Below are 13,613 nucleotides of genomic sequence, written 5' to 3'. Positions count from 1 at the left end.
GTTTGCCGTTATATGGCGATAGTTTATATATTTTACATGATAATGATTTACCTTTTAATTCGGATGATCATTATACAAGCGGTGTACAGTTTGGTTGGATTAGTGAGGGCTATAGTGGTGAGTTAAACGATAGCTTTACTCAAAACTACATACAATCTTTGAGCAGCATTGTAGAGCTTGTCGGTGTCTCTTTTTCTGAGCGTAAACGTGCAGGAAGTATTAGTGTACAAGGGATGATGATCACTCCAAATAATCTTGAAAGAACAGATGCGATATATGATGATGTACCATATATGGGGACATTAAGCAGTGCTTTTTCACTTTTATCATGGGATAGTGATGATTTTGATGAATACCGTTTTACAATAGGAGTAGCAGGACCGAATTCAGGAGCGGAGCAGTTACAAAAAACTGTTCACAAGATCACAGGTTCGATCGATCCAAAAGGGTGGGACAATCAAATCGGCACAAGAATCATTATGCAGCTGGAGTACGTACACGGGATCAAACAGTATACAGGAAACTTTGGAGATTCAAAACGTTTTGAATGGTTTAATAGCTATTATGCCGATGTCGGGAGTTTTTATTGTGGAGCGGGAGTAGGCAGCTCAGTACGATATGGAGAGAATATGCCCTTGAATTTTAAAAGTTCAAGCGGATTGTTAAGTGGTTCAAAAAGTGATATGGTTGAACTTGAGCATAAAAACAGTTCTTTTGGCTGGGATGTTCACGGGGGAGTTCATCTGAATTTCGTAGGATATTTATATCTTTATGAAGAGAGTAAGCGTCTCGGATACAGTTTTGACAGACCAAATATATTGCCGGTATTGAATGCCGGAGCAACTATCTATCTCAAAAACTTTACAGCATCATTAGATTTCTTTCCATCTAGATCGACTGTTGCAAACCCTACATCGACAAGTTTTGCCAGAATAAATTTATCCTGGCAGTTTAATTAGCAGCAAGTATTTCAAAATATTATTTTTTTAATATTTAATTCTTTTTTTTACATAAAAATATAATATATATCCTTTGTATAATATCAATTGATGAAAAAAACACCACTAATACTCTTAAAAATACATTAAATATTGTTATAATGCCTATAAATATTGAAAAAGCTTGAAAAAGGTATTTTATGATTAAGTCTGTATGTGGATATTGTGGTGTTGGATGCGGTTTAGAATATGATGAAAAGAATTTAATTGGAGATATAACCTATCCTATAAATGATGGAAAAGTTTGTTCAAAAGGGGTGTCTGAACTCATTAGCATTCAAACAGACACGCGATTGCTAAGACCTTTTATACGAGAAAATATTGAAAACGACTTTGAACTTTGTAAATGGGATGATGCGATCACTCATATTGCCAACAAGATAAAGGCTACGACAAAAGATAAAATCGGTTTCTATCTTTCAGGGCAGCTTTTAACAGAAGACTATTATGTTGCCAACAAACTTGGAAAAGGCTTTATTGGTACAGCTAACGTCGATACAAACAGTCGTACATGTATGGCGAGTGCCGTAGTTGGATATAAAAAAAGTATAGGTGCTGATTTTGTACCTTTGAGAATGAATGATATTTACAGTGCGAACCTTTTAATATTGACCGGTGCAAATACTGCAGAAGCTCATGTCGTATTTCATAATAAAATAAAAAAAGCGATTAAAAATGGACTTAAAGTTGTTGTTATAGATCCTCGTTTTACTGAAACTGCAAAAAGTGCCGACCTTTATTTACCTATTAAACCGGGAAGCGATATAGACTTTTTTAACCTTTTGTCAAAACGTTTGATAGATGAGGAGCTATATAATAAAGAGTTTGTTGAAAATCATGTAAATAATTTTGAACTTCTAAAAAACAAGTTTAAAAGACTTCCTGTAACAAAGATGTTAAAACGTACAGGACTTTCAAAAGAGCAGTTTGAAAAGTTTTTTCAACTTTATAAAGAAAGTGAAAATATTATAACAGCATGGACAATGGGACTTAATCAGTCTGTCCAGGGTGTAGATAAAAACTTAGCACTTATAAATACTCATCTTTTAACCGGAAAAATTTTCAAAAAAGGGAATGGCCCGCTTAGTTTGACAGGTCAGCCAAATGCTATGGGTGGTAGGGAAGTTGGCGGACTCGCTACGATGTTGGCAGTTCACCTTGGATTTGATGAAGAGAGTGTTAAAAAAGTGTCTGAATTTTGGAAGAGTGACAATGTGGCTCAGGAAAAAGGACTAACTGCAACACAAATGTTAGAATCAGATCTGGATGTACTTATTGTGTGTCATACCGATCCGATTTATCATTTGCCAAACAGAAATAAGATGGAGGAATTGATCAAGAAGATTCCGTTAGTGGTTGAAATAAATGCATATGAAAATTCGGAGACTTCAAAGTTTGCCCACATAAAACTCCCTGCAGCTCCATGGGGTGAAAAAGAGGGGACTCAGACAAATCTCGATCGTACTATTACAAAACAGGAACGTTTAACACGGCAGTCGATTGATGCAAAACTTGACTGGGAAATTTTCCAGCTTATAGGACAGGAACTCGGATATAAAGAAGCATTTAATTACCAAAACTCAAAAGAGATATTTCAAGAGTACCAAGCAATGACAAAACTCAATCCTTACATGGATATCGCCGATGCAGATTATGACAAGATCGGTATGATGCCGTTTGTTTGGGGAGAAAATATTAAAGAATTCCTAACTCCCGATAAGAAAGGGAATCTGTTCTTTGTAGAAAATAAACTCTTAAGTGAAAAAACATCGTTAGAGTATCCGTTTATTTTATTGACGGGTCGTACAAGGGATCAGTGGCACAGTGGAACGAAAACAAATTTACCCCGAACTTTATTAAAGTATAAACCTTTGGATTTTTGTGAAATTCACCCAAATGATGCAGATGTATTAGGAATAAAAGATGGTGAGCAAATAAAAGTTATCTCAAAACGCGGAGAGATTATTACTACTGCTTTGGTAACGGAGAATATACATGAAAAGAATATTTTTATTCCATTAAGTAATAGAGATATTAACTATCTGACAAATGATCTGTATGATCCGGAATCATTAGAACCTGACTATAATCATGCAGCTGTTAAAATTGTGAAGATTTAGCTTAAATGGAGAAATCCCATTTAAGCACTTAAAGCTATATATCTTGTAAGTTCTGAAAATACTTTTGCACGTGTTTGATTGCCGATCATCGACTCTATCATAGTTGCAAGGTTTGTATCTATCTCTTTTTGAGAGAGTTCTTGAAGCAGTTCTCTCGGATTCTCATTTGTAAAACGCTCATATGCTGAATATGCCTCCTCTTTAAAAGACTGGTAGTAGAGTTTTCGTCCAAGTTCAAAGATCTCAAACTCCTCGTTTTTTCCGGTACCTGATATTTTATTGATATCAAATTCTATCGAGATGTTCTTCGATCGAAGATACGCTTTAAGCTGCATAACAAATCCGATATATGCAGAACTGTATTGAGTTAAGATGCGATCATGAAATTTTTCAAAACTCTCTTTTGGCAATCTGAGTTTTTTAAACTCCAACATCAATGTCTCTACAAAGTAAGGTGCATAAACAAGCGGTGCCGATTTGATGACGGTATAACCCTCTAAACCTTCACTAACCAGTTTTCCCCCGATGCTGATATGTACACCGTCAACAGTATTGCCGTCAAGTTTTGCTTTACATCCTTCAAAACCGATGTCACCGAGTCCATGAAGTCCACACCCTTTAACACACGCAGACCAGTAAAAGCGTACCCTTGCATCTTTAAGCGGTACTTGTTTGCTGAGGTATTCAGCCATGTTTTTTGCATCTTCTTTATTCTCTATCACGCCAAAAGAGCAGTGTTTTGTACCTGCGCAGGCTATAAGGTTATTAAAGTAAGGTGTATTGACGTTCTTATATTCTTTAAAAAATGGTTGTGCAAGTGCAGTATCAACATCTTTAACACCTAAAATATAGAGATTTTGCTCTACTGAAAAACGAAGTTCTGAGTTCCCGTAAGTTTTTGCAATCTGCGCAGCCTCAATAAGTGAAGAGCCGCTAAATATTCCTGAAGGTACAACTACATGTAAACCAAAACTACTGTCTTTAAGCTGTACTTTTCCGTGATCGGCATCACTAAAGTCAAGTGTCGTTAAACTCTCCCCTGCAGTAGAAAAATCAATTCCTGCATTTTCACGGATAGCTGATGATAGTTCTTCCATTCCAACCTCTTGTATCAAATAGTGAAGACGATTTTTGTTTCTATTGTCACGAAAACCGAAGCGTTTAAAAAGATCAATGATTGAGCCATACGCTTTTAAAACTTCATCCTCATTTTTCAAAAAGATGTCGGCATTTTTTGCCACTTCTCCAACTTTACCGCCAAGATACATATTGTATCCGTACACACCATCTTTTTGAGCCAGTACAAAACAGCAGTCATGTCCATACACATTACAGCGGTTTGATATTGAGCCTGAGATCGAAGTATTAAACTTTCTTGGTAATGCTCCAATCCATTGGGGATCGTGTAAGAAGATACTTTGAATCTTTGTAAGGAGCTCTTGTGATGGTAAGATGTTGTCAAATGCGTATTTATCAAGCGGATCGTTTACAATATTTCTAAAATTATCTACTCCTGTTTGGTATGCATCTATACCAACTGTCTTTAGCTCTGATAAAAGGGTAGGGATATTTTCAATATCGAGATAACGTAATTCGATCTGTGCACGTGTTGTGATGTCTATGTAGTCTTGAGCGTATTTTTTCGCAACATTTCCGATTGTCTCGGCTTGCTTAGCAGTGAGGTGACCTCCCGGCACACGAACACGCATCATAAACTGCTTAGGGGTAAGTCCGTCTTTATCGAAAATACCAAAACATTTTAAAAAGTATTTTTTATCTTCATCAGGGATTGAATCATAACCGTTTTGAGCGTAGTATTCTAACTGTTCATAAGCTTCATTAGGAGTTTTTAACTCTTTGATCTTCTCAATTTTATTTATTTTTTTATTTCTAGCAATACTTATTTCTTCTAACTTTTTCATAATTATTCTCCAAATTTAGGTAATACACTGTGAAGATTTACAACATCTCCAAAGACTATAAGTGCAGGACGCTTGGCATTTGTGCACAACTCTTCTAAGTTTTCCAAAGTACCTGTATTGACACTTTGGTTTGTTCGCGAGGCGTTTGATATCACCGCCACGGGTTTAGTGATATCTGTCCCGATTTTTATAGCACACTCTTTGATCTCTTTTGCACGTGATACACCCATAAGTACGACAACTGTATGGTTAGGATATTTTAAAAGTGGTATCCATTCCAAGTTCACTCTATTACCGGCTAAGTGTGCAGAAACTATTGATAAGTTCGTTGCATATCCTCTGGCTGTAGGAGCGATACCGCTTAAAAGGGGTGCTGCAATGGCTGAAGAGATACCCGGAATAACTTCGACCTTGATCCCATTTTCAACCATAGATATAGCTTCTTCACTCCCTCTGCCAAATATATATGGATCACCGCTTTTAAGTCTTGCAATGCTCAGCCCCTGTTTGGCATGTTCTAAAAGAAGTTCGTTTATCTCTTCTTGTTTGACAGAGTGAAACCCTTTTTGCTTACCGACAAAAACACGTTTTGTCTCTTTTGGAATGATCTCTAAAATCTCATCTGCAATTAAGTGATCGATAAATACAACATCTACACTTTGAATAATTCTGTACGCTTTGAGTGTTAAAAGCTCTACATCACCAGTCCCACATCCTACGAGGTACACTTTTCCAAGAAGTTGTTGTGTCTCTTGTTTTGTCTTTTGCGGCTCTATGATATTTTGCTTACGAAGTTGCAGTTTTTCTTCTGTGAGTTGTTCTAGTTCGCGTGGAAGCATAGATTTGATCTTGTCACGTACAACTTGAGTGATTGTCGGAGACGCACCTCCAGAACTGACTGCAATCTTTAATGGACCGTATTGTACAAGTGATGCAAAATAAAAGTCACAAAGTTCAGGTACATCTACAACATTGAGTAAGATATTTCTTTGTTTTTTTAACTCTAACAATAAAGAAGTAACATCTTCATTACCAGTTGCATCGATCACTATTTCATAATCTTTAAGATCAGAGCTTTGAAATGTTTTATATTTCAATTTTGATGTGAACTCTTCTATATTAGTAGTAACATCTTGTGCTATCACTTCAAAGTCTATATTATTATTGTGTAACACTTTTGCTTTTTGCAATGCCACTTTTCCAGCACCTATAAGCAAAATCTTTTTATTATGTAATACTATAGGTAATGTTTTCATCCTATATCCTTTAATTTAACTATCTGACTGATAAAATTCTAGCATCTGTTTAATGTAAAATTAAAGATAAAATGATTAAAAAGTAATCAATATAGTGTTTAAATAGATATTTTATTGGTATATAATTTTATATCTCGAATGAGTTAATGTAAAATTAAGATAAGGAACACCAAATGGCAGGGTTTAAAGATTTAATAGGAAAGGGACATACTCCAACATTGTTTATGGCCTTTTTATATTTTGATATGAGTTTTATGGTGTGGACAATGTTAGGTCCATTAAGTACAGAAATAGCTGAAGCTTTAGCTCTGGGTGGTCATATTATGACAGCGGGAGAAAAAGCAACTTTACTATCTCTTCCTATACTTTCAGGAGCACTTCTTAGAATATTACTTGGTTTTGGAGTAGACAAACTTGGGGCTAAGCTAACCGCTCTTTTAGCTCAAGGTGTAGTTATTACAGCATTACTAACTGCATATTTACAAGGAAACAGCATAACATATGAAACATTACTGCTGGTAGCTCTTGGTCTTGGATTTGCCGGAGCTTCTTTTGCAGTGGCATTGCCGCAAGCAGGGCAATGGTATCCGGCAAAACTGCAAGGTGTTGTTTTAGGTATTGCAGGCGCTGGTAATATCGGGGTTGTTATTGATTTCTTATTCGCTCCAAAAATTGCTGAGTATTATGGTTGGGAATCAGTATTTGGTGTGGGTGCTGTGATGGCTATCGTTGTCTTTATAGCTTACGCATTTTTAGCTAAGAATGCTCCTGAATCTGTATACAAAGCAAACCCTAAAAAGTTAAAAGACTATATGAAACTTTTACGTGATAAAGACACATGGTGGTTTAACCTTTTTTATGCGGTAAGTTTTGGTGGTTTTGTAGGTTTTGCAGGATATATGAAAGTTTATCTTATGAACACATATCAAGCTGATATGTCTGCTTTTGGTCTAGATGTTCTTAACGAAGAGAATGTAAAAGTTATAGCAGGGTATTTTGGAGCATTATGTATATTCGCAGGTGCTGTTCTTCGTCCGGTAGGTGGAGCAATCGCTGATAAACTTGGTGGAATTAAATCACTTTATATCTTTTTTGGAACAGTAACTCTTTTAGCTATGGTAAATGCAACTATCACGCTTCCGTTTGGAGTAGCAATTGTAGTTTTATTCTTGATCATGGCAAACCTTGGTATGGCTAACGGTGCTGTTTTTCAATTAGTACCACAGCGTTTTGGTAAAGATATTGGAATTATGACTGGAATTATCGGTGCTGCAGGTGGTCTGGGTGGTACAGCCCTTATTAAAACACTTGGATGGTCAAAAGGTGCATTTGACGGCTATGCTGCAGGATTTACTATTTTTGCCATTGTTGTACTTATTGCAATTAGTGGAATTTCATTAGTAAAAACTAGATGGAGAACAACTTGGGGTGTACAAGCAGGAGGAAGAATTTAATTCTTCACCAGCTTTTTTACCAATAAGAATATTAAAAAGATAAAGATAAAAAAGGATAACGTAATGAAAAAAATAATGGTATCAGCTGTTGCTCTATATTCGTTAATGGGTTCTTACTCAGTTGCTAGTGCAGCGGATGGCGTAAACGTTTTTAGTGATCTGAAATTAGATGGAGAAATCCGTCCTAGATATGAGTATGCAGAGGTTAAAGATAATGGAAAAGATGCTGCAAATGCATATACTGCAAGAACAAAATTAACTATCAATGCAAAGCTTTTTGATGTTGATGGATTAAGTACAAATATCGGTGTGATATCTGTAAACAATTTTGGATCGGATAAATATAACAGTACTGCTAACGGTGAGACACAGTATGATGTAATTAAAGATCCTCAAAAAGCAATGATCTCAAATGCAGATATTAACTACAAAATTGGGAAAACTACTTTACATGCAGGTCGTTCACAAGTAAATCTGGATAATCAGCGTTTTATTGGTACAGTGGGATGGAGACAATTTGAACGTTCATATGATACTTTATATGTTTCGGATAACTCTGTAAAAAATCTTTCAGTGCTTGCAGCCTGGGTGTATGGTCTACAAGGTGTAGGTGCAGGTGATACAGATGATACTAACAGTGTACTGTTGAATGCAAGCTATACGGTTATGCCGGAATTGAAAATTACAGCATATGACTATATGATAGCCGAACTAGGTGATATTTATGGTCTTGCATTAACAGGGGATGTGGCTACAAATGGTGTAAAACTTAATTACAGAGCTGAGTATGCCATACAAAACGATGCTACTATGAATATTAATGGCGGGGCAAAAGCAAAAGCTGATGCTTCATACTACAATCTTGACTTTGGTGTAAATATCTCAGGTATTTTAGCAGGTGTAAATTATGAATTTTTAAGTGGTACAACAGGGAGTGACGGTAAAACTGCATTCAATCCTTCACTCGGCACGAATCACAAGTTTAACGGCTGGGCAGATGTGTTTTATGTAGCAAGCGTTCCGCAAGGAGGTCTGGAAGATCTCAACATTCGTTTAGGATATGCAAATAAAGATTTTGGGAAACTTTTAGCCGTATATCATAAATTTACTGCCGATAAAGCTATGGCTTCGGGAAGTGGAACAACGGATGATCTAGGAAGTGAAATTGACTTTTTATACACACATCCTCTACCTTTTGTAAAAGATGTTGGCGCTTTAATTAAGTATGCTTCATATTCAAAGGGAAAAGCGACAGGTTATACAAATGATGTGCAAAAAGCATGGGTAATGTTGGATTACAAATTTTCAATAAAATAGTTCTGATTTGAGTATAATATAAAACACAAGATAAGACGGGATAACAATGGTAGCAAACATTCAAAATAGCGGATTTTCACTTGCAAAAAGAAAGAACTTAACCGGTGATGATTTTTATGATGTACAATCTGTAGGTGGGCTTACCATTGCCGTTGTTTGTGATGGAGTCGGTAGTGCCGCTGAAGGTGCTGAGGCTGCAAAACGAACTACTACATACCTTATCAACAATTTTAAAAATCGTCCAAAATCATGGTCGATAGAAAAATCGATGAAGAGCTTTATAAAATCTATTAACAATATCCTCTATAAAGAATCACTCATAAATTACGAAAGAGTTGAGTTGGTCACTACTCTTGCAATTGTAGTGATTGAAGGCAATAGGCTTTACGGCGCTAATATTGGGGATACAAGAATTTATTTATATAGGGATCAAAGTTTAACACAAGTGTCGTTTGATCACTCTATGAATGAATCCGGATATGAAGGTGTACTGACTCAGGCAATTGGTATTAATGAAAACATAGAACCATATTATTTTGAAAACATAATTCAAAACGGTGACAAAATTTTACTTTGTAGTGATGGCCTTTATAACGTACTAAGTGAGAATATCATTGAAAACAGTATAGTTTCCGGTGCATATAATCTAGTGAAAAAAGCTAGTAGGGTGATGAATGAAGACCTTGCTGACGATACAACAGCAGTAGTGTTGAATGTCGATAGAATTAATGAACTTACTGAATTAAAAAATCAAAATTTACAAATTCCTGTTTCTTTAAAAAGAGAGGAAATAATAGATGGTTATACATTAGAGAAATCACTTATACAAAACAATAGAACCTGGTTAGCAAACAAGGATGGGATAAAGTATGTACTTAAGTTTGCTCCCGTAGAAGCATTAGATGATGAAGAGATTTTAGACCTGTATGTTAAAGAGGTTTGGAATGCAAAGCGGCTTAAAACAGTATTGTTTCCAACTGTACATATACCCGAAAATAGAACGTTTCGTTATTATGTAATGCAATACTGTAACGGGTCTGATCTCAAAACGTATATTGAGCATAGACACTTAAGTGTAGATGATACTATACAACTTGCAAAAACATTATTGCAACTTTCTCAGTATCTTTTAAAATATGACCTTGTACATGGAGATATAAAACCTGAGAATATTATAGTAAACCTTGTGGAGGATCAAAAAGAGTTTAAAATAGTTGACTTCGGCAGCATCACTGAATTGTTTTCGATTCAATCTCGTGCCGGGACGCCTAGTTTTCTTGCACCTGAACGTTTTATAGAGGGAAGCATTAATGAAAGCACGGAAATATTTGCTATAGGTGTAACCTTATACAAAGCGTTAACCAAACATTATCCCTATGGAGAGGTTGAACCATTTTCAACCCCTACATTTAAAGAAGCTAAAAAACCAAGTGTATATAATAATAACATTCCATCTTGGCTTGATAGTGTCATTTTAAGAGCGATTGCAATTGAGTCAGACAGAAGATATAAACATTATTCCGAAATGACATACGAATTAGAATCTCCACAAAATGTAAAACCTTATTTTACAAAAAGCAGTTCTTTAATAGAACGCTCTCCAATCTTGTTTTATAGGATAGCTTTTACAATTATGTTTCTAATAAATATTCTTTTATTTATTCTTCTTCTAGAAAAGTAACAGTTACATATAATTTAATTTTGCAATCTTTTTGGGGGATTTTCCCCCGTATTTTATTTTAGATAAGATTTAAAACGTAAAATTAGCCTGAAGAGTTACACTTGATTGGCTGTGTTTTGAACCTATAGATGCGAAATTTTCTTCGATCTCAGGTGCATACACAAACGCTGCATCGAATGAAAACTTCTCATTGAAAGCATACGTAGCACCTACAGTATAGTGTTGTTCAACGGTTGCAGGGAACCCTAAAAGGTTGAACATGTTTAATGCAGCACCGCCATTTACCGTCGGGTTTAATTCGTCAATAGGATTTTTTGCATAGTTATACCCTAAACGCACCTGCCAGTCTGTAAATGCATATTGATACCCGAGTACATAAACATTCTGATCTTGCCAACCAAAGTTTTCATACCCTTTAGCATCGCTCCAAAGGATGCGTTTGTAATCAAATGCAACAGTGTGGGCATTAAAGTTATAAGATATACCTGCACCGTATTCAACAGGTTGTTCAAGTTGTTGTGGAATTCCTGTAACACCGGCTACTGCAAAAGGAGCAGTTGCATTTGTCAGTTGATCGTTATAGTCCATCTCAATTGCCGATTTATATACCACACCAAGAGTAAGACCTGATACCCCTACGTTCTCAAAGTCGTAAGCTGCACCTACAGAGTAACCAAAAGCGATATCTTGAGCAAATCCTGCACCTACATTTGAGCCATATACATAATTGATATCTAGTGCACCGTATTGCATAATACCTGTCACACCGAGACTTAGACCATTATATTTGTATGCTACAGGGATACCAAACTGCATTAATTGTAAGTTTGTTACCATCTGCATCGTAGTTCCTGTTGTATCGTTACGATAGTCAGTACCCATCCCCGCAGTACCCCAAATACCTATTCCGATATAAAGGTTTTCATCAATTTTAGATGCTATAGATACTTCAGGAATTACATTTAAGTCTGCATCACTTTGCTGATAGCCTGCTCCTGCATTATATTTAACATCAGGCATAAAAACTGTTCCCCCAAAAGAGATCTCAGTTGATTTTACAGAAGTGATCATTGCAGGGTTGGCTAGTCCAGACTCTGCTCCATGACTCATACCTATACCTATTCCACCCATTCCTCGTGATTTTGCACCAAGACCGATGAGGTTGTCTCCGTTAGTTGCATACAGTGCGGTAGTTCCTAAAATTAGTGTTGCTACAATTGATTTTAGTATTGTTTGATTCATCTATTCTCCTAATGAAATTAAAAATATTTTTTGAATAATAGTGTATAATTTAAATAAAATGAATGGGTAATTCTCTATATTTTTTGCCTATTCGTATCAATTAAGGAAAAAATTTCCATGAAAGAGATTTTGATTCAAGAGTTACTTACAAAGTACGGATGTGGAAAAAGGCAGGGGTTTAAACACACTTTTTTGGATGAAGTTAAACTGTTTCAGATAAATCATCACGAGCAGGGGAAACCGCTACTCTATAAAAGGGGAATTATTTTAATAGCGAGTGGGCAAAAAAGAGGCTATATAGATAACCAGCAAGTAACACTTAGCAGCGATCATTATGTCATAATCGCTGCGGTACAGCCTTTTGAATGTGCATCTTTTGTATTTGACAAAGTAACTAAAGGACTTTATATTGACCTTGATATGCAAAGGTTACAAAGAATTACTGCTTTACTTGATGAAATACCTCAGAGTAAAACTAAGAAAATGCCACAAAATGTAGTTACCGGTGATATGAATAATGAGCTTGATTCAGCTTTTAACAGTTTAATGAAAAGCTTGCTTGACCCTCAAGACAGCAGAGTATTAGGTGAACATATATTAGATGAAATTTACTATAGAATTATTCAAAGTGAAGCCGGAAAACATTTAGTGGAACTATGTAGTAAAAACACTCAGTTCTCTAGAATATCCAACATTGTAGACGATATACAAGACCATCTTGAAGATACTATCAGCATTGATGAACTTGCAAGAAAAACAGGGATGAGTAAAGCTAATTTTCATAGAAAGTTCAAAGAGATCTTTAACGACTCTCCTATTCAATACATAAAAAAAGTAAAATTAAATAAAGCAAGACAGTACATTTTATTTGAAAAGATGAAAGTTGTCGATGCAGCATATAAAGTAGGGTATGAAAGCCCTGCTCAGTTTAGCCGTGAATTTAAAAGCCAGTTCGGATTTCCTCCATCTGAGTTGAAGAAAATCGTTTTATAGGCTTATAAATTCGGCTTATTATTTCTCCCCGTTAATCATAGTAGAGACTAATCCTTTTTCATCCCGCGTCTCTGCAACTATTACACCGATTATGTGTAAAGGAACAAAGTAAAGGATTACGTTATACACAAGTTCATGTATCTCTTTGAGTGAACCTACAAAATCTTTAGTTAATTCCAACTCTTTATAAAAGTGGATAGCAAGACCGCTTACAGCCATAAAAAACAGTGTTACATACACTATGTAGTAAGAGATTTTAACACCTTTTTTATGTAGAGTTAAAGAGCTGAAACTCTCTTGTTCACTTTTATCCATAAAAAACAGATAGATTCTATAGATAATTAAAAATGCCAGAGCATATCCGAGTATGATGTGCCACTCCCACATACCTGCACGTATAGCTTTTGCAAGTACTTTTGCCTGTTCGGAAGTTATCTCTATGTTGATCTCAGCTAGTTTTGTCATCAAGATCTCAGAGTTTGTTCTCCAACTTAAAAAAGTTTTTCTTAAAAAGACTGTTCCTAATAAACCAAGAACTATGATAGCGTTTAACCAGTGCCAGATTCTAAATTGTAAAGTGTATTTCATAAGAACTCCTATTAATTTATTTTACCTAATTATTACCGATTT

Annotated in this window: 10 protein-coding genes; 6 read left to right on the top strand and 4 right to left on the bottom strand. The window is 35.6% G+C overall.

Annotated elements, in window-relative coordinates; genetic code table 11:
• Window positions 1-2 precede the first annotated feature (2 nt).
• Together QWY88_RS09580 and QWY88_RS09575 are read left to right on the top strand one after the other, a co-directional pair.
• Window positions 3-959, top strand: coding sequence for a lipid A deacylase LpxR family protein (locus QWY88_RS09580; RefSeq protein ID WP_304546166.1), 957 nt, complete (start codon window positions 3-5; stop codon window positions 957-959).
• Between the two features lie 179 nt (window positions 960-1,138).
• Complete coding sequence (locus QWY88_RS09575) at window positions 1,139-3,118, top strand: molybdopterin oxidoreductase family protein (protein WP_304546165.1); 1,980 nt, start codon at window positions 1,139-1,141, stop codon at window positions 3,116-3,118.
• Between the two features lie 20 nt (window positions 3,119-3,138).
• On the opposite strand, the gene QWY88_RS09570 is transcribed toward QWY88_RS09575, so the two are convergent.
• A complete protein-coding gene (locus tag QWY88_RS09570; RefSeq protein WP_304546164.1) occupies window positions 3,139-5,040 on the bottom strand; it encodes a ferredoxin--nitrite reductase in 1,902 nt (633 codons plus the stop codon).
• 2 nt (window positions 5,041-5,042) lie between these two features.
• Window positions 5,043-6,296 (bottom strand): uroporphyrinogen-III C-methyltransferase, encoded by a 1,254-nt coding sequence (cobA, locus tag QWY88_RS09565; RefSeq protein WP_304546163.1) that lies wholly within the window; start codon window positions 6,294-6,296, stop codon window positions 5,043-5,045.
• 173 nt (window positions 6,297-6,469) lie between these two features.
• Here cobA and QWY88_RS09560 point away from each other — a divergent pair, with 173 nt between their 5' ends.
• The 3 genes from QWY88_RS09560 (at window position 6,470) to QWY88_RS09550 (ending at window position 10,748) form a co-directional block, all read left to right on the top strand.
• Entirely contained in the window at window positions 6,470-7,750 is a 1,281-nt protein-coding gene (locus QWY88_RS09560) for an MFS transporter (protein ID WP_304546162.1), read from the top strand.
• Between the two features lie 63 nt (window positions 7,751-7,813).
• Window positions 7,814-9,067: a hypothetical protein gene (locus tag QWY88_RS09555; RefSeq protein ID WP_304546161.1), complete on the top strand. Its 1,254-nt coding sequence runs from the start codon at window positions 7,814-7,816 to the stop codon at window positions 9,065-9,067.
• Window positions 9,068-9,113: 46 nt separating this feature from the next.
• Window positions 9,114-10,748, top strand: a complete 1,635-nt coding sequence (locus tag QWY88_RS09550) for a bifunctional protein-serine/threonine kinase/phosphatase (RefSeq protein ID WP_304546160.1) — start codon at window positions 9,114-9,116, stop codon at window positions 10,746-10,748.
• 69 nt (window positions 10,749-10,817) lie between these two features.
• Here the strand turns inward: QWY88_RS09550 and QWY88_RS09545 are convergent, their stop codons facing one another.
• Window positions 10,818-11,990 carry an OmpP1/FadL family transporter gene (locus QWY88_RS09545; RefSeq protein WP_304546159.1) on the bottom strand — a complete coding sequence of 391 codons (1,173 nt, stop codon included), beginning with the start codon at window positions 11,988-11,990 and terminating at the stop codon, window positions 10,818-10,820.
• A 117-nt stretch (window positions 11,991-12,107) separates the two neighbouring features.
• Here QWY88_RS09545 and QWY88_RS09540 point away from each other — a divergent pair, with 117 nt between their 5' ends.
• Complete coding sequence (locus QWY88_RS09540; RefSeq protein WP_304546158.1) at window positions 12,108-12,983, top strand: AraC family transcriptional regulator; 876 nt, start codon at window positions 12,108-12,110, stop codon at window positions 12,981-12,983.
• Between the two features lie 18 nt (window positions 12,984-13,001).
• Here QWY88_RS09540 and QWY88_RS09535 read toward each other — a convergent pair whose 3' ends face one another.
• Complete coding sequence (locus QWY88_RS09535; RefSeq protein ID WP_304546157.1) at window positions 13,002-13,571, bottom strand: cytochrome b/b6 domain-containing protein; 570 nt, start codon at window positions 13,569-13,571, stop codon at window positions 13,002-13,004.
• Between the last annotated feature and the right edge of the window lie 42 nt (window positions 13,572-13,613).

The sequence above is a fragment of the Sulfurimonas sp. hsl 1-7 genome (assembly GCF_030577135.1).
Taxonomy (GTDB): Bacteria; Campylobacterota; Campylobacteria; order Campylobacterales; family Sulfurimonadaceae; genus Sulfurimonas; species Sulfurimonas microaerophilus.
This window is presented reverse-complemented; position numbering and strand designations above follow the sequence as displayed.

What these genes read in the sequence shown, in the direction of transcription:
- QWY88_RS09575 (WP_304546165.1), top strand. Translation starts at nt 1,139, where the DNA reads ATGATTAAGTCTGTATGTGGATATTGTGGTGTTGGATGCGGTTTAGAA.
- QWY88_RS09570 (WP_304546164.1), bottom strand. Translation starts at nt 5,040, where the DNA reads ATGAAAAAGTTAGAAGAAATAAGTATTGCTAGAAATAAAAAAATAAAT.
- cobA (WP_304546163.1), bottom strand. Translation starts at nt 6,296, where the DNA reads ATGAAAACATTACCTATAGTATTACATAATAAAAAGATTTTGCTTATA.
- QWY88_RS09560 (WP_304546162.1), top strand. Translation starts at nt 6,470, where the DNA reads ATGGCAGGGTTTAAAGATTTAATAGGAAAGGGACATACTCCAACATTG.
- QWY88_RS09555 (WP_304546161.1), top strand. Translation starts at nt 7,814, where the DNA reads ATGAAAAAAATAATGGTATCAGCTGTTGCTCTATATTCGTTAATGGGT.
- QWY88_RS09550 (WP_304546160.1), top strand. Translation starts at nt 9,114, where the DNA reads ATGGTAGCAAACATTCAAAATAGCGGATTTTCACTTGCAAAAAGAAAG.
- QWY88_RS09545 (WP_304546159.1), bottom strand. Translation starts at nt 11,990, where the DNA reads ATGAATCAAACAATACTAAAATCAATTGTAGCAACACTAATTTTAGGA.
- QWY88_RS09540 (WP_304546158.1), top strand. Translation starts at nt 12,108, where the DNA reads ATGAAAGAGATTTTGATTCAAGAGTTACTTACAAAGTACGGATGTGGA.
- QWY88_RS09535 (WP_304546157.1), bottom strand. Translation starts at nt 13,571, where the DNA reads ATGAAATACACTTTACAATTTAGAATCTGGCACTGGTTAAACGCTATC.